General features: G+C 46.1%; 14 protein-coding genes. 10 read left to right on the forward strand and 4 right to left on the reverse strand.

The window, feature by feature from the left end:
• Positions 1-27 precede the first annotated feature (27 nt).
• Complete coding sequence (gene metG / locus AC3RV5_RS14140; RefSeq protein ID WP_489728269.1) at positions 28-2055, forward strand: methionine--tRNA ligase; 2028 nt, start codon at positions 28-30, stop codon at positions 2053-2055.
• A 58-nt stretch (positions 2056-2113) separates the two neighbouring features.
• On the opposite strand, the gene AC3RV5_RS14145 is transcribed toward metG, so the two are convergent.
• A complete protein-coding gene (locus AC3RV5_RS14145) occupies positions 2114-2872 on the reverse strand; it encodes a methyltransferase domain-containing protein (RefSeq protein ID WP_489728270.1) in 759 nt (252 codons plus the stop codon).
• 231 nt (positions 2873-3103) lie between these two features.
• Here AC3RV5_RS14145 and gloB point away from each other — a divergent pair, with 231 nt between their 5' ends.
• Positions 3104-3877: a hydroxyacylglutathione hydrolase gene (gloB, locus tag AC3RV5_RS14150; RefSeq protein WP_489728271.1), complete on the forward strand. Its 774-nt coding sequence runs from the start codon at positions 3104-3106 to the stop codon at positions 3875-3877.
• Between the two features lie 30 nt (positions 3878-3907).
• Positions 3908-5566, forward strand: coding sequence for a LysM peptidoglycan-binding domain-containing protein (locus tag AC3RV5_RS14155; protein ID WP_489728272.1), 1659 nt, complete (start codon positions 3908-3910; stop codon positions 5564-5566).
• Between the two features lie 285 nt (positions 5567-5851).
• On the opposite strand, the gene AC3RV5_RS14160 is transcribed toward AC3RV5_RS14155, so the two are convergent.
• Positions 5852-6646: a sugar phosphate isomerase/epimerase family protein gene (locus AC3RV5_RS14160; RefSeq protein WP_489732169.1), complete on the reverse strand. Its 795-nt coding sequence runs from the start codon at positions 6644-6646 to the stop codon at positions 5852-5854.
• 122 nt (positions 6647-6768) lie between these two features.
• Positions 6769-7839, reverse strand: a complete 1071-nt coding sequence (locus AC3RV5_RS14165) for a LacI family DNA-binding transcriptional regulator (protein WP_489728273.1) — start codon at positions 7837-7839, stop codon at positions 6769-6771.
• Between the two features lie 297 nt (positions 7840-8136).
• On the opposite strand from AC3RV5_RS14165, the gene AC3RV5_RS14170 reads away from it, so the two are divergent.
• The 7 genes from AC3RV5_RS14170 to AC3RV5_RS14200 are packed head-to-tail and all read left to right on the forward strand — an operon-like array spanning position 8137 to position 15706.
• Positions 8137-9282: a Gfo/Idh/MocA family protein gene (locus AC3RV5_RS14170; protein WP_489732170.1), complete on the forward strand. Its 1146-nt coding sequence runs from the start codon at positions 8137-8139 to the stop codon at positions 9280-9282.
• Positions 9283-9328: 46 nt separating this feature from the next.
• Positions 9329-10387: a sugar phosphate isomerase/epimerase family protein gene (locus AC3RV5_RS14175; protein ID WP_489728274.1), complete on the forward strand. Its 1059-nt coding sequence runs from the start codon at positions 9329-9331 to the stop codon at positions 10385-10387.
• A gap of 58 nt (positions 10388-10445) precedes the next feature.
• Positions 10446-11666 (forward strand): nucleoside permease, encoded by a 1221-nt coding sequence (locus AC3RV5_RS14180; protein ID WP_489728275.1) that lies wholly within the window; start codon positions 10446-10448, stop codon positions 11664-11666.
• Positions 11659-12546 carry a TIM barrel protein gene (locus AC3RV5_RS14185; protein WP_489728276.1) on the forward strand — a complete coding sequence of 296 codons (888 nt, stop codon included), beginning with the start codon at positions 11659-11661 and terminating at the stop codon, positions 12544-12546. Before AC3RV5_RS14180 ends, AC3RV5_RS14185 begins: the two co-directional genes overlap by 8 nt.
• Positions 12547-12591: 45 nt before the next feature.
• The gene (locus tag AC3RV5_RS14190; protein WP_489728277.1) at positions 12592-14277 is read left to right on the forward strand and encodes a GMC oxidoreductase; all 1686 of its coding nucleotides are present in this window, start codon (positions 12592-12594) and stop codon (positions 14275-14277) included.
• 2 nt (positions 14278-14279) lie between these two features.
• Complete coding sequence (locus AC3RV5_RS14195; protein WP_489728278.1) at positions 14280-14873, forward strand: gluconate 2-dehydrogenase subunit 3 family protein; 594 nt, start codon at positions 14280-14282, stop codon at positions 14871-14873.
• A 56-nt stretch (positions 14874-14929) separates the two neighbouring features.
• Positions 14930-15706, forward strand: coding sequence for a 3-keto-disaccharide hydrolase (locus AC3RV5_RS14200; RefSeq protein WP_489728279.1), 777 nt, complete (start codon positions 14930-14932; stop codon positions 15704-15706).
• A 218-nt stretch (positions 15707-15924) separates the two neighbouring features.
• On the opposite strand, the gene AC3RV5_RS14205 is transcribed toward AC3RV5_RS14200, so the two are convergent.
• A complete protein-coding gene (locus tag AC3RV5_RS14205) occupies positions 15925-16782 on the reverse strand; it encodes a transglutaminase family protein (RefSeq protein ID WP_489728280.1) in 858 nt (285 codons plus the stop codon).
• Positions 16783-17879 lie beyond the last annotated feature (1097 nt).

Consider the following 17879-nt stretch of genomic DNA (forward strand, 5'->3'; position numbering starts at 1 on the left):
TAATTAAACGATAAAACATATATCAACATGCCCTCACAACCACGTAGAATTCTTGTTACCAGTGCCCTTCCCTATGCCAATGGCTCTATCCATTTAGGCCATCTTCTCGAGCATATCCAAACGGATATTTGGACACGATACCAACGAATGTGCGGTCATGAATGTTATAGCGTATGTGCCGATGACGCCCATGGCACCCCTGTGATGTTAAAAGCTCAGGAACTGGGGATCACCCCGGAAGAAATGGTTGCCCGTACTCAAGCCGAGCATCATCAGGATTTGCTTGATTTCCACGTGGTGTATGACAACTACCATGTCACCCACAGCGACGAAAACAAAGAGCTGTGTGAGCTGGTCTATAATCGCCTAGATGCAGCCGGGCATATTTCCAAACGCACCATTAGCCAATTGTTCGATCCTGAAAAACAGATGTTTTTGCCGGACCGATTTGTCCAGGGCACCTGCCCAAGCTGTGGCGCTGAGGACCAAAATGGTGATAGCTGCGATGTATGTGGCGCCACTTACGACCCCACAGAAATGAAAAATCCCCGCTCGGTAGTATCAGGTGCCACGCCTATCCTCAAGGATTCGGAACATTACTTTTTTGACTTGCCGCAGTTTTCTGACATGCTGCAACAGTGGTTGCAAAGCGATGCCATGCAAGGGGAAATCGCCAACAAATTACAAGAATGGTTCGAAAAAGGTTTACAGCAGTGGGACATCAGCCGCGACGCACCTTATTTCGGCTTTGAAATTCCCGGCGCCCCGGGTAAGTTTTTCTATGTGTGGGTAGATGCCCCGGTTGGCTATATGGCCAGTTTTAAAAACTTCTGTGATAAAAATTCCGTCAACTTTGATGACTTCTGGGCGGCAGATTCCACTGCCGAGCTGTATCATTTTATCGGTAAAGACATCACCTACTTCCACTGTTTATTCTGGCCGGCTATGCTCGAAGGCGCAGGTTTTAGAAAACCCACAGGCGTCAATGTGCATGGTTTTGTTACCGTTAATGGTGCCAAAATGTCTAAATCCAAAGGTACCTTTATTAAAGGTCGTACTTATTTGGAGCATTTAAACCCGGAATACCTGCGTTATTATTTCGCCTCCAAGCTCAGTGCCAACGTGAGCGACATCGATCTTAACTTCGAAGATTTTGCCTTAAAGGTTAACTCTGATCTGGTCGGCAAAGTAGTGAATATCGCCAGTCGTTGTGCCAGTTTTATTACCAAACGCTTCGATGGCAAGTTATCTGATAACGTACTTGAGCCTGAACTGGTAGCCGAATTCCAGCAGGCCCAAGGCAGTATTGCCCAGGCGTACGAACAACGTCAGTATCATAAGGCTATTCGTGAAATTATGGCCCTGGCAGATAAAGCCAACCAGTTTATTGATAGCAATGCTCCTTGGGTCACCATTAAAGATGACAGCCAACAGGCCTTCACCCATGACGTATGTTCATTGGGCATCAACCTGTTTCGCTTGTTAATAGTGTATTTAAAACCTGTGATACCTATGCTGGCCAAAGAAGCCGAGGTGTTTCTCAATGATGAACTAAGCTGGGACAGCTCGCAGCACGTGCTCAAAAACCACCCCATCAACAAATTTAAAGCCCTGATGCAACGGGTAGATATGGATAAGGTAAACGCCATGATCGACGACTCTAAAGAAAACCTGGCGCCCACTGTGACCCTGGATCCCAACAGCCCATTGGCCAAAGATCCCATAGCTGAAACCATAACATTTGAAGATTTCGCTAAAATTGATTTGCGTATCGCCAAAATTGTCAAAGCCGAACATGTTGAAAAAGCCGACAAGTTATTGCGCCTGGAGCTCGATTTAGGCGGTGACATTCGCCAGGTATTGGCTGGTATTAAATCCGCTTATCAGCCAGAAGACTTAGAAGGTAAATTGACGGTAATGGTGGCCAACCTGGCGCCGCGCAAGATGCGTTTTGGCTTGTCTGAAGGTATGGTATTAGCTGCTGGCCCTGGCGGCGATGAGTTATGGATCCTCGAACCTCACGCCGGTGCTCAGCCAGGCATGAAAGTCAAATAACACTAAAAATTAGTCGTTAAGTTAATAACCTAAAAAACCTGCTTTAAAACAGGTTTTTTTAGCTTTGTTGTTTTTGCCGGGCGTTGTGATCAAAGCCGCCCGTTCGCATACTCGCCCCCACCGCAGCAAATTTGGGTTTAGGTTGCCATTTAGGTTTTATCAGTGACATGGGCACGGTACGTTTTTTTGCCACAATAATGTAAACACTGGCTAGTTTCGGCAAAAACCTTTCGCACCAGCGACTCCAGACATTATTTTTTTGCGTTAACATAAACTTCGAAAACGGCTGATATTTCACATCCATCACTTCAAAGCCGAGCAAATGCAACCAGTCTTTTAATCTGGGCACACTAAAAAAGCGGGCTTCGTGCAACAAGCTTTGCCGATTAAAAGATAATAACTTGGCTAAGCCCGTAATGCTCAAGGGATTAAAGCCTACGATAACCAGATCACCATCGGGCATAATAGCCCGGTCCACTTCGCGCAAAATTTGGTGGGGATCCTGGGCAAAATCCAGCTCATGGGCCAGTACAAAGGCATCTACACTATTTTTCAGTAGCGCCATTTCCCGGGATAACGATAACATAGACGAGTGTTCACTGGTTTTTGACATCATATTCACACAGTGTTTAATTGAGCACTGTGTCAGCTTAAGTTCGCAACTTAAATTGCCGACCTTAACCATATGATAACCAAAAAAATGCTGGGTAATAACTTCCAGTTGGGCTTCGACCACCGCCTTAAGCTCCGCGCCTAGGGGCAGGGCTTGCCACGATCTGGGATAACGGGGTTTGGTATCGAGTAACGCCGGTTTCATTTAATTCGCTGTTGTTTACATTTGAGGCTAAACATATACACATACTACACCAATCATACTTAACTAGTAGTCTGTCACACATGCACCTTGTACCAGGATCTGTATAATGCTTGAATATTTACAGATTATCGAGCCTGTTAGCAGCATGAGCAATTAACTGCCAAACGTGCTACTAATATTAGCATGAGTAATGTGTATGCAATGTAATAAATATGTAACCTGGAGGTCATTATGTCACTGGTAACAGTCGTTCCTGTTAAAGCCTTCGAGGACAATTATATTTGGTGTCTGGTGCAGGGTGAAAATTGTGTGGTAGTTGACCCGGGCGATGCCCAACCTGTGCTCAAGTATTGCGCCACACGCAACTTGACGGTCACAGATATCCTGGTCACTCACCATCACTGGGATCACACCAATGGCCTTGACGGTCTGTTAGTCGCATTTCCCGAGGCTAAGGTTTTCGGGCCGCCCAATCCTAAGATCACCCAAATTACCCAGTCGGTAGAAGAAGGGGAAACGATCGCCCTGCCCTCGATTACTACCAGCTTCAGAGTCATAGCCATACCAGGCCATACCTTGGATCACATAGCCTACTATGGCGATACTGGTTTGTTTTGTGGCGACACCCTATTTTCAGTAGGCTGTGGGCGTTTATTTGAAGGCACAGCTAACCAGATGCATTCTTCATTACAGAAACTACAAAAGCTGCCAGATGAGACTCCGGTGTATTGTGGCCACGAATATACCTTGGCTAACATCAAATTTGCCGAGCAGGTTGAACCCGATAATCAAGATTTATTGAACTATAAAGATTGGGCAGAATCTCAGAGAGTCGACTTAAAACCTACTTTACCGTCCAGCATTGGCCAGCAAAAAGCCGTTAATCCATTTTTGCGGGCTGACAGCAATCAGGCCAAACACAGTGTCCAGCAGCATTCAGGTAATAAATTGACGTCCCCGGAACAGGTTTTCGCCGCGTTACGAGACTGGAAAGACCATTTTTAATAGCAAAAGAATAACTATAAGGAACACCACGTGCGCTTGAATTATTTATTATGCGTGTCAGTAACCTGTCTGTTAACTGCCTGTCAGACCATAGAGCCCCATCCAGAGATGGCGCAGCAGTTAGAAGAAGAACGGGAAATAGCAGAACAAATTGTCTCCACCTGTGAACAATCTGCCCAAGATGTGGAACACCTGTACGATTGTGATTCTGCCAAAGAAGGTACGATCCCTATTACGCATCCCCAGGAAGAAGTCGAGGTTCCCATCGAGCCTGAGGTGATCCCTGCGGAAGTGGCAACGGCAGACGTCTGGCAGCGAGTGCGTCAGCAATTGAGTTTCGAGATCACCAACGATAAACGCGTTGAACGTCAGCGTGAATGGTATTTACGACACCCTTCTTACATGCAACGTGTGGCGAAACGCGCCAAACCCTTTTTGTACCTGATAGTTGAAGAGCTTGAGCAACAAGGCATGCCCCTGGAACTGGCACTGCTGCCTATAGTCGAAAGTGCATTCGACCCCTTCGCATACTCCCATGGGCGCGCCGCTGGCATGTGGCAGTTTATTCCAGCCACCGGCAAGCGTTTTGGGATGAAACAAACCTGGTGGTATGACGGCCGCCGGGATGTATTGGCGTCGACCAAAGGTGCCATACAATACCTTACCTACTTACACGATATGTTCGACGGTGACTGGTTGCATGCCCTGGCGGCGTATAACAGTGGCGAAGGCCGGGTACGCCGCGCAATTAAGAAAAACAAAAAAGCCGGTAAAAGTACCGAATTTTGGGATCTGGATTTACCTCGGGAAACACGCGCCTACGTACCTAAGTTATTGGCCCTGGCGGATATTCTGCAAAACTCAGAACAATACAGTTTTAGCTGGCCGATTATTAATAATTTAAAGGTGACCGATTCGGTCGACGTGGGCTCGCAAATTGATTTAGCCCTGGCCGCGGACATGGCCGGATTAACCGTGCAGGAATTGCATGCCCTTAATCCAGGTTATAATCGCTGGGCGACGGATCCAGACGGTCCTTTTGAAATACTATTGCCGGTAGATAAAATTGCGGCCTTTAGTGATGCTATTGCCAAAACCCAAAGTGAAGAGCGCCTTAACTGGGTGCGACACAAGGTCAAAGGTGGCGATAGTTTGTTAAAGCTGGCCCACAAATATCACACCACCACAGACATCATCACCCAGGTCAACGAACTCAAAAGCAACATGATCCGTGTGGGTGAACATTTAGTGATCCCCGTTGCTCTTAAGTCACTGGATTATTATTCACTATCCCAGGAGCAACGTTTAGTCAGCACTCAATCCCACAAAAATGGCGCGTATCAGCTCAAACATACGGTCAAAAGTGGTGATACATTTTGGGATCTCGGTCGCAAATATAAAGTCAATTTGCGCAGCCTGGCCAAATGGAATGGCATGGCCCCCTCGGACACCTTGAGGCCCGGCAAAGAGTTGGTCATTTGGGTGAATAAAACCAGTAGTGGACAGCGTAAAGACGCAGTAATGCGCACCCTGACCTACACAGTACGCAATGGCGACTCATTGGCTCGTATAGCCAGCAAATTTAAAGTCGAAATAGCCGACTTACAACGCTGGAACGAGATCAACCCAGAAAAATATTTGCAGCCCGGGCAAAAACTGAAAATTTTTGTGGATGTAACCCGCACGTAAAGGCCCCCTTACTGTCTCGATCAACGACCCAATAAAACCTGCCGGTTTTATTGGGTCAATTAGCGATCGAATAAATTCTATCTTGCCAACCTGGCAAAATAACCACACAGCACAGTGCCTGGAGACGTGGGAACGGACACGGCCCACTTCAGTCTCAACAAGTTAAATGACTAACAATGTGCTCAATTTGCACAATGTTGCAGTTAACACGAAAACAATAAAACAGAAGGTTTGGGGATAAGTGACACAGACGGTGATCCGTCTGTGTCAATTTTGACTTTTAGATTAACTTGCGAGTAACGCTGAGACGGCTTTATAGCCCTGTTGGATGGTTTTTAGTTTATCGTCGGTTTTATCACGTTCAACAAATCGGTGTTCTACTCCAGATAATTCAGATTGAGCAAAAATCGGCTTAAAATCAATGATCCCTGTACCTACATCGGCAAAGTTACCTGCTTCGTCCATATCTTTAACATGCCACAGTTTAAAACGTCCTGGGTGTTGCTTAAAATAGGCAAGAGGATCTTGTTTGGCTTTAACCATCCAATACAAATCCATTTCCATGGCCATCAACTTTTTATCCACGTCATTGAGCAAAACGTCATAAGGCAATTGCCCGTCACGCATTTCAAATTCAAAATCATGGTTATGATAAGCCAATGTCAGGCCGGCGCCGTTGCAGGCCTCACCAATTTTATTACATCTTAGTGCTAATTTTTTATAGGTATCAATACCAGTACCGCGCTGCTCTTCGGTCAAATAAGGGATCACTATATATTTATGCCCTACTTCCAAAGCATGGTCGATAACCTTGTTCACACCCTTATCAAATTCAGTTAGCATGATATGGGCCGAGGGCGCACTTAACCCTTCACCATTGAGTAAAGCCTTAATTTCACTGGGTTTATGATCATAATAACCGGCAAATTCAAGCTCTTTATAACCGACCGCCGCAACCAGTTTGAGTGTGGCAGGCACACTTACCGCCATCATGTCCCGAAGTGTATAAAGTTGCAGGCCAACACTGGCTGGGGCGCCGGCGGCAAAGGCTAGAGAACCGGGCAGCGCTGCCATGCCCATAGTCGCTGCGCTTAATTTTACAAAGCGTCTGCGGCTTGCGTCATGCAGAGCTTCGCTATGCTGGCCATTACTATGGTCTGCTATCGAGTTGGACAAGGGATGGTTAATCAGGGTGCTACCTTTCATAAAGTTTCTCCATTGGGGTTTTCGGTATGTGCACTAGCAAGTTGCAAGTTGGTTGGTGACAATAATGAAGGTGCCGGGCCAGTACTGGCCCGAACAATAAGTTCAAAAGGCATAATCACTTTTGACGCTTTACTAATTTTTCCTTCGAGCAGATCAATCAGCAGTGAAACGGCTGTCTGGCCAAACTCTTCAGCTGGTTGGGCAATGGTGGTAAGCGGCGGATCGCTAAATGCGGAAAAGGCAATATCGTCAAATCCCGCTAACGATATATCCTGGGGAATGTGTAAACCGGCTTGTTTGAAAGCTTGCATAGCGCCTATGGCCGTTTCATCGTTCTCACAAAACACCGCAGTTGGGCGGTTGGGATTAGCCAATATTTTTTGGGCGGCGTTATAACCCGATTGTAAGGTGAAATCCCCGGGGTACAGCAACTGGTCATCAAACGTCAGTCCTGCTTCTGTCAGTGCATCCCGGTATCCAACCAGCCGCTGGGAGGTTAACGGACTGGATTGAGGGCCTTTGATCAAAGCAATGCGTTTGTGTCCCTGCTCGATCAGATACGTTGTCATTACTTTGGCTGCGGCGCGGTTATCTAAAGTCACCACAGGGCAGTTTATGTTACCCATCACTTCACACACATTAACCATAGGCAGCAGTTTGCCATCTTTGTGCATGGAATCATCAAAAGGGTTGAAGGCTCTGAGTTGGATTAGGCCGTCAGCCTGCGACGTCTGCACCATTTTTGCGTAATTCGTTTCACTGGCCGGATCCCCCATAGTATTTGCCAGCAAGATCGCATAACCACGTTGGTCGGCGGCCTGTTGCATGCCGGTGATCACCCGAGCAAAAAACACATTGGCCACAGTAGGCACCAGCACAACTATATTGAAGGTTTTTCCGGACCGAAAATTTACCGCCATTTGGTTAGGTTGATAACCTATCGCATTGACCGCCTCCATTACCTTGTCTCGGGTCTTTGGCGACACCCGTTCAGGTTGTTGCAGCGTTCTGGAAACTGTGGCGACAGAGACCCCAGCCATATCGGCGACCTTACGAATATTAGTCATGGCGTCCTTGTAATACTTGCAATACTTGTTTCAAAGATTCACCCTCAAATGTAACCGTTAACATTAAACTTCAAAAGAATACCTCACCTAGGGTAAAAATCCACAAAAAACGCTGATTAATGGCACAATAATAAACCTAATTGAAACCACTCATTAACAAACTACCCTTATGAGACGTTTTTTTGGACAAAATACATTGACAGTGACAAATGTAATCCGTTACATTTTAAGTCGAGTTACAAACACGTAACAATTCGCTATGGTTCAGATCGCGGGATAAGTGAAAAAATGGCAAAGATGCACAAAGTACGAGTCGGTATGGTAGGCGGCGGCGAAGGCGCTTTTATTGGTGCCGTGCACCGGCATGCTTTTGGTCTGGATGGCCAGATAGAATTGGTATGTGGTGCGTTTTCTCGTGATACACAAAATAATCACAACACCGGGGAAATCCTGGGATTAGATGAACAACGTATTTACCCCTCCTGGGAGACACTGCTGGCCGGTGAAGCGGCGCTAGCAGAAAATGAGCGCATGGAAGTACTGATTATTGTTACCCCCAATCATCTGCATGTGCCCATCTCAATGGCCGCTATTGATGCCGGTTTCCACGTTTTTTGTGAGAAACCCGCAGCCATGTCCCTTGAACAAGCAACAGAATTAAAATCAAAGCTAGCAAAGAGTCAGCAGTTATATGGTCTCGCCCACACTTATCTGGGTTACCCCATGGTCTGGCAAGCACGCCATATGGTGAAGGAAAAACTAGGCAATATCCGTAAAGTGTATGTTGAGTACCCACAAGGATGGCTGTCCGCTAATGAAGAAAATCACAATAAACAGGCCTCCTGGCGCACTGATCCGGCGCAATCCGGCGGCAGTGGTTGTATGGGAGACATTGGTACTCATGCCTTTGGACTGGTGGAGTTTGTATTACAGCAAAATGTGACCTCGTTGTGTGCTGATATGCACACCCATGTCGACGGCCGTCGCCTGGATGACGACGGTGCCGCCTTAATTCGCACTGAGCAAGGTGCCAGCGGTGTGCTCATCGCCAGTCAGGTTTGTGCCGGGGAAGAAAATGCCTTAAAGATCCGGGTATACGGAGACAAAGGTGGAATTGAATGGGCACAAATGTCGCCCAATTCTCTGGTGTATCGGCCGTTAGGTGAACCATACTGTGTCTTGCGAGCGGGCATGGGCCAGCCTGGTTTAAGTGACGAGGCTCTGGCCCGCTGCCGGATCCCTGGCGGGCACCCGGAAGGCTATTTAGAAGCCATGGCCAATCTATACCGGGATTTTGCTGCAGCAGTCAGGCAAGGCTTATCAGGCACAGCGCCTGGTGTACCCGGGATCGATTCGGGCCTGCGCGGCATGGCATTTATCGAAACTATGTTGGCCAGCAGTAACAGTGACGTTAAATGGCACGCCGTGCCATCAACAGACTGACTTCATGCTCACCAGCAAGATTATCGACTTAAACAGGATATACTCAATGAAAAAAATTAAAGGCCCCGCGATATTTTTAGCCCAGTTTATCAGCGACGAGGCACCCTTTAACAGCTTGCAAAGCATTGCCCATTGGGCAGCTTCTCTTGGTTATAAAGGCATACAAGTCCCTACCAGTGATAAACGCATCTTCGATTTAGAACGGGCGGCACACAGCCAAGAATATTGTGATGAAGTGATGTCAGTATGTCAAAAGGCCGGTGTGCAAATCACCGAACTTTCTACCCATTTACAGGGCCAATTGGTGGCGGTGCATCCGGCTTACGATGAACTGTTTGATAATTTTGCCCCCCAAGCCTTGCACGGTAAACCCCAAGAGCGTACCCAGTGGGCCATCGAACAAATGATGTTCGCAGCCCAGGCTAGTCAGCGATTGGGGTTGACTGCACATGCCACCTTCTCCGGTGCTTTTTTATGGCACTTGGCGTATCCCTGGCCACAACGTCCTGCGGGACTGGTAGAACAAGGCTTTGCCGAACTGGCGCGTCGTTGGCTGCCCATATTAAATGCCTTTGATAAGGCCGGTGTAGATGTATGTTATGAAATTCACCCAGGTGAAGACTTACACGATGGCGCCACATTTGAACGATTTTTAGCCGCCGTGGACAACCATCCCAGAGCCAATATTTTATTTGACCCCAGCCACTTCGTTTTGCAACAACTTGATTATCTTGAATTTATTGATCTGTATCATGAGCGTATCAAAATGTTCCATGTTAAAGATGCCGAATTTCATGCCAATGGTCGCTCTGGGGTTTATGGCGGTTACCAAGACTGGCAGGACCGCCCAGGGCGTTTTCGCTCCCTGGGTGACGGACAAGTGGATTTCAAAGGTATTTTCAGCAAATTAACGCAATATGGATTTGATGGCTGGGCGGTGCTTGAGTGGGAATGCTGCTTGAAAGATTCCGCCGAAGGTGCAGCCGAAGGTGCCCCCTTTATCGCCCAACATATTATTACACCCGCGGCGCATGCATTTGATGACTTTGCCGGAGCAAATAGCAGTGAAACCCGTAACCGCCTAATCCTTGGATTACACGATTAAAGATGTGTCAAGGCAGCGCCCCGGGGGCGTGTTAGCCTAAAAAAGAGTAACAAAAAAAATGAATAATATAACGCTGCGCCTTAGTGCCATGATGTTTCTTCAGTTTTTCATCTGGGGAGGATGGTTTGTCACGCTCGGTACCTTTTTGGCAAATAACCTGTCGGCTTCTGGTGGCCAGATTGGCATGGCATTTTCGACCCAATCTTGGGGCGCGATAATTGCGCCTTTTATTATCGGTTTAATTGCCGATCGGTATTTCAACGCCGAGCGGATTTTAGGAGTATTACACTTAATCGGTGCCGGGCTGCTGTATTGCCTGTATCAGGCAGCTGATTTTGATGCGTTTTATCCTTATGTACTGGCATACATGATCGCCTATATGCCAACCCTGGCATTAGTCAATTCGGTATCTTTCGCCCAGATGCAGGACCCGTCAAAACAGTTTGGTAAAATTAGAGTGTGGGGCACGATTGGTTGGATCGTCGCCGGGTTAGCGATCAGTTATGTCTTTGCCTGGGATGCCAAACAAGCCATTGCTGATGGCATGTTACGCAATACCTTTTTGTTATGTGCCCTCGCCTCCCTGTTGTTAGGCCTGTTCAGTTTCACCTTGCCTAAAACGCCTCCTAAAAGTAAGGGGGAGCGAATGGGGTTAAGAGAAGTGTTGGGGTTAGATGCCTTAGCCTTGCTGAAAGACAGAAACTTTTTGGTGTTTTTCTTATCTTCCGTATTGATTTGTATTCCCCTGGCTTTTTATTATCAAAATGCCAACCCATTTTTAACCGAATTAGGCGTGGCTAACGCCACTGGAAAAATGACCCTGGGACAGGTATCAGAAGTGTTGTTTATGTTGGCGCTGCCAGTGTTTTTAAACCGTTTTGGCATCAAGATAACCTTATTAATCGGCATGCTCGCTTGGGTCATACGTTATGTATTGTTTGCCTATGGCAACGCTGAGGACGGCATTGCGCTGTTACTTGTCGGTATCGCCTTGCATGGCATTTGTTATGATTTTTTCTTCGTCTCTGGGCAAATCTATACTAACTCAAAAGCCGGCGAAAAAGTAAAAAGTGCCGCTCAGGGTCTTATCACCCTGGCGACTTACGGTATAGGCATGTTAGTCGGGTTTTGGGTGGCCGGTAAGATCACCGACTCCTACACGACTGATGTTGGCCATTCCTGGTTTGACATTTGGTTATTCCCAGCCGGGTTTGCCCTGGTTGTATTTGTCATATTCATGCTGACATTTAAAGATGAGAAGGTAACTGTCAATGAGTAATCCCCGTCGTAATTTGTTAAAGGGTTTAGCACTCACCGGTGTGGCCCTGGCCACTCATGTCACTGTTAGCGGAGCTGCAAACGCGGCCCAAGGCAAGTCGCAGAAATTAAAAGGCCATATCAATCATTCGGTGGCACGCTGGACTTACGGTGATTTGTCTATTGAAGAATTATGCCAGGCGGTAACTGCAATAGGTTTTTCAGCCATCGATTTAGTTGGGCCGCCAGACTGGCCTGTGCTGAAGCGTCACGGCATTGAATCATCTATGTGTAACGGTGCCGAACTGAATCTGGTTGATGGCTGGATCCACCCGCAATTTCACGATGAGTTAACCAAACGTTATCTGCAGCATATCGATCTGGTTGCCGAGGCTGGCTACACCAACCTGATTTGTTTTAGCGGCAATGCCCGAGGCATGACCAAAGAAACGGGTCTCAAAAATGCGGTTAAGGGTCTGCAGCGTATCTTGCCTTATGCCGTGAAAAAAGGCGTGGTGATCCACATGGAGTTATTTAATAGCAAAATTGATCATCCTGATTGCATGGCTGACAGCTCGGCGTGGGGAGTTGCATTGTGCCAACAATTAGGTTCACCTAACTTTAAGCTGCTTTACGATATCTATCATATGCAGGTTAACGAAGGCGATATTATTCGCACCATTAAGGACCATCATCAATATTTTGGCCACTACCACACGGCGGGGGTTCCCGGGCGCCATGAAATAGATGAGAGTCAAGAATTGTATTACCCCGCCATTGCCCGAGCAATACGCGAGACCGGATTTACGGGCTTTTTGGCTCAGGAATTTATTCCGACACCAGACAATCGAACAGACAAAATTGAATCGTTACGTAACGCAATTCAAATTTGTGATGTTTAAATATGAAATGTAGATACAAAGCAAAAAGTGTTGAGGTATACAAATATGACAAATAATTATTATGACGCCATTGTCGTTGGTTCTGGCATAAGCGGCGGTTGGGCAGCTAAAGAGCTGACCGAAAAAGGCTTAAAAGTACTCATGCTTGAACGTGGTAAAAACATAGAGCACGTCAAAGATTATGAAAACATGCACAAGGAAGCCTGGAATTATCCACATCGTGGCCAGCCCACCCAGGAAATGAAAAACGACTACCCTGTGCTTGGCCGGGACTATCCGTTGAATGAACCGACTTTTGGCATGTGGGCCAATGAAAAAGAGAACCCATACGTTGAAGAAAAACGTTTTGACTGGTATCGCGGTTATCACGTGGGAGGCCGATCATTATTGTGGGGCCGTCAGTCCTATCGCTTAAATACGGAAGATTTCATGGCCAATGCCAAAGAAGGCATAGCCGTGGACTGGCCGATCCGTTACGAGGACGTTGCCCCCTGGTACGACTATGTTGAACGTTTCGCGGGGATCAGTGGCAACCGAGATGGCCTGGACGTATTGCCCGACGGTCAGTTTCAACCGGCCATGTTACTCAACTGTGTTGAAAAAGACGTATCGGCACGGATCAAAAAAGCCTTTAAAGGCTCTCGCCATCTAATTTCCGGGCGCACCGCCAATATGACCGAGCCTAAACCGGAGCAAGGCCGAACAAGTTGTCAGTACCGTAATAAGTGTTGGTTAGGCTGCCCCTTCGGCGGGTATTTCAGCACCCAGTCTTCGACTTTGCCCGCCGCAGTGAAAACTGGCAATCTGACAGTACGACCTTTTTCCATAGTGACAGAAATTCTGTATGACAAAGATAAAAAACGCGCGACAGGCGTGGCAATCATTGATGCACAAACCAACGAAACCTACGAATTCACCAGCAAAATTATTTTTGTAAACGCCTCTACCCTCAATTCGGCTTGGTTGTTGATGAATTCAGCCACCGATGTGTGGGATGGCGGACTAGGCAGCAGCAGCGGCGAACTGGGTCACAATGTAATGGATCACCACTTTCGGGTCGGTGCTTCTGCCACGGTTGAAGGATTTGATGACAAATATTATTACGGCCGACGCCCCAGTGGCTTTTATGTACCACGTTTTCGTAACTGGGCAGGTGATAAACGCGATTATTTACGCGGTTTCGGTTACCAAGGCTCAGCCAGTCGCCAGGGGTGGGGCCGGGATGTAGCGGAAATGGGCTTAGGCGCCAACCTTAAAGATGCCATTAGCGAGCCAGGGCCTTGGCAAATTGGCATGACGGCCTTTGGTGAGATGTTACCTGAACATAGCAATCGCATTTACCTGGACCCTAAAAAAACTGATAAGTGGGGGTTACCCGTTTTAGCCATGGACGTCGCTATTCGAGAAAACGAGCGCCGCATGCGTAAAGATATGCAGCAAGACGCTGTTGACATGTTCGAGGCTGCGGGCCTGACAAATGTGCAAGGCTATGAAAACGAATATTTCCCAGGTATGGGGATCCATGAGATGGGTACAGCACGCATGGGCCGTGATCCAAAAACTTCGGTACTCAACAAGCATAATCAAGTGTGGGATGCGCTAAACGTATTTGTAACCGACGGTGCCTGTATGACATCGGCATCTTGTGTTAACCCTTCTTTGACCTATATGGCTTTAACCGCCAGAGCAGCAAGCTTTGCGGTGGACGAGCTGAAAAAAGGGAACCTGTAATTATGAAAAGACGTGAACTACTAAAAATGATCGCCGCTGCAACGGGGACCGCATTTGTGGGCTCTAATGTGCTGGCTTACACCGTGCTACCTATAGAAGATCGCAAAGATACTGGCTTTTCCAAAGACGAGGTGGCGTTTTTTAATGAAGTGGGCGAAAGCATCATTCCCCGTACCGATACGCCTGGGGCAAAAGATGCCAATGTGGGCAGTATAATGGCCATAATTATTGCTGATTGTTATACGCCAGCCCAGCAAAAATCCTTTAAAGACGGCATAACGTCCTTAAAGGAAAAAGCAAAAAGCACCTATAACAAAGATTTTCTGTTGTTAACGCCAGAACAACGTTTAGCCTTGCTGTCTTCTTTGGATGAAGAAGCCAGTATGCAAAACAAAAAAACTGCCTTGGCTGAAACCCAGCGTAGCGACGTGGGATTACCCCTACCTCATTACTTTTCGTTGATTAAACAATTAGTATTATTCAGCTTTTTCACATCGGAAATGGGTGCAAACAAGGTGCTTAGATACGTAGCCATTCCTGGCTATTACGACGGTGAGCTACCCTATAAAAAGGGCGACCGAGCTTGGGCAACCTAGTGATATCCATGTGGGCAAAACGTGCAGCAACTTGTGTAGCAAAGAGGATTTAAAGCATGATTCAATTTAAAAAATTAACCGGTGTATGCTTGTTGGCAGGGATCAGTACCGCCTTTAGCGGCTATTCCATCGCCCAGGAAGATCAGGCTCAGCGGGAAAAAATGGCCCAAAAAACCGAAGTCTGGGAGTCTGAGCCTGAAGTGGTAACTGCACCTGAGGGTAAAGCACCTTCTGATGCTATAGTGCTGTTTAACAATGAAGACCTTAGCGCCTGGCAAGCGTTAAGTGGTGGCGAAGCGCCCTGGACAGTGCAAGGTGGCAATTTAACAGTTAAAGCTGGCACGGGTGATATCAAAACCAAACAAAGTTTCTGTGATGTGCAGCTGCATATGGAATGGAAAACCCCCACTGATGTTGATGGCATGCAAGGTCAGCAACGAAACAATAGTGGTATTTTCTTTCAGCAACGTTATGAAGTACAAGTGCTGGACTCCTATAACAACCAAACCTATTCTAATGGTCAGGCGGCCAGCGTTTATAAACAGAGTATTCCTCTGGTTAACGCCATGCGGCCCACGGGTGAGTGGCAGTACTATGACATTATTTTCACTGCACCTCGTTTTGCAGGAGATACTCTGGAATCACCGGGTTATGTGACGGTTATGCACAATGGCGTATTGGTGCAAAACCACGTTAAAATTCAAGGTAAAACACAATGGATAGGCGCCCCCAGCTATGAAGCCCATGGCTGTGCCCCGCTGCAGCTTCAAGACCACGGCAATCTTGTTAGCTTTCGCAATATTTGGGTAAGAGAGCTTAACGCCCAGCAGTAAACATCAGCAGCAGAGTCTTACGCAAAGACTCTGGGGCTTCCCCTCTACAAGACACCTAGCAAATGCCTAAGTTGCTATTTTGACCTCAAAAACAGGTCTGTTGTATAGATCAGGGATAACATTTATCCCTGCTATAGTCGAAGCTCTATTTTTTGAAACATCACTTCATTCTAGTATTGAATGACCCTATTTAAAAATCCTGTGATTTCAAACTGATGTTATTTCATAAAGGATATGTTCACAGAAGTAGTAAGTTCTGACGATCCTTTACCTCTGAAGGAGCCCTGTACTGGTAATGTATTAACCGGATGGTAACTGGTAGCAAGGGGTATATAAAGTTCCGTAACAAAAAGACCTGAAGAGGGGTCTATCCCTATCCAGCCTGCACCCGCTACCCATACTTCTACCCAGGCATGTAATTCATGACCAATAATTTCAGGATTGTAGCTATAACCACTTACAAACCTAGCTGGGTAAGCCTTGCTACGAAGCATTTGTATCATCATCCAGGCTAAGTCACGACAAGACCCAGCGTCAGAATCAAAACACTTGTTGGGGTCTAAAAGCTCAGAGATATAGCTAGTGGTATGATCCAATTTCTCATGAATGGCATTACACAGTGAGCCAATAAATAGAGTAGGATCTGAATTATCAATCCTATCCAGCCAAGATAGAATTTGATTATTTAGCGCTATTTTATCCCCCAGGTATAATTCAATGGCTTTCGTATAATCAGTTTTAGGTTTTTTCTCTACCAGGAAGTTAAATTGATTTAATTCGGATACTTCCAAAGTCATTGCTAAATTGATTGTTAAATTGTCTGTGAGTTCATTAAACCAACATTGCCGATAACTATTATTTTCTATATCGATACGCTGAGCAGAGCCCGCTGGTGTTGGACTAACGTCCAATTCAAAATCTAAAACCTTCAAATAACTTCTATTGAGAGGGTAGAAATAGAGATGTTGTGGTTCCGGGAATATCTGTGTTGGATATTTATATTCTGTCAAATGGTTTATTTTTAGAAGCATCGGCTGTGAATATCCTTTTTTCTTTATCAGAGTTAAAGGCGTCATTAAAAGCATCAGTGGGAAGTCTATCGATGGTGATACTCAATTTAGAATTCCAAAAACCGGCAACATCGCTAACAGAAATTCTTGTAGCATCAAACGAGAAGAACCCACTTTTCAAACCGAAATCAAGGCTAGACCATAGATTAGCGATGTTTTTAATATAGGCGTGCCAAACCCTGTTTTACCCATAATCACCAAGACGGATCCTTTTTAAACCCAATTCCCTGAGGATAAAAAAAGTATTATTTTGGCTGTGAATTGTCTTCCAATTAACCGATTAATGTAGCATGTAGGTTAAAATTAGCACCAGAGGATTCTAAACTTTTACCGTCTGCCGGGGCAACTCTTTTTACTTGATGTGCAAATTTATTTACGGCCTTGCAGAGTTTATTGAATTATTTATCCTGCTCTTCTGTTACTTCACTGAAATAGGTAATCGCCCTATTTCTTGCGGGTATAAGGCCAGAAGTCATTATAAAGTAGAAATGTTTGTCTCGCGGCATTGCATGATTTTTTGAGGTAGTAGCTTCATTGCCAGGCCAGGTTAGTTGAAACTGCATGTAAAAGCATTTAAACCACAGAGCACACAGAGGCTTTGCGGCTCAGCGTAAAACGTCGTCGCTGCTATATTTTTACCCGCACAGTTAAAGCATTTATGACAGGCAGAAAATAGCGATCAACAGCCGTTCGTCCCTAACAAGGCTAATGAGGTTCAAGATCCTCTTCGGTCGTTAGGATCAGCTACATTTAAATGTTATTGCACGACGGTGTACTAGCCAGGATTTTTTTGTTTTTGACGTAATATTCTCATCACTTTAATGACTGAGCCATCCATCCAATATGTTCTGGCCAACTCCAACCAGACACTTTCTTTTGAGATATTTAATATTTAATATTTAATCGGTGACATATTGCCATTTGCGGTATGTAATCGATCGTTACTGTCAATATAATAAGTATAGTTTGCTTGCAAACCGAAGTGGCCTTCATCAAATAATGTCTGATTGAGTGGAAAGACTAAAACACTGCCAGCGACTAAAACGATGCCTGTTGTGCAGAGTTGGGATAGCGTTTATTCTTCCTACGGTCAATCTAGAGGT

The sequence above is a fragment of the Paraglaciecola sp. IT1134 genome (assembly GCF_058068185.1).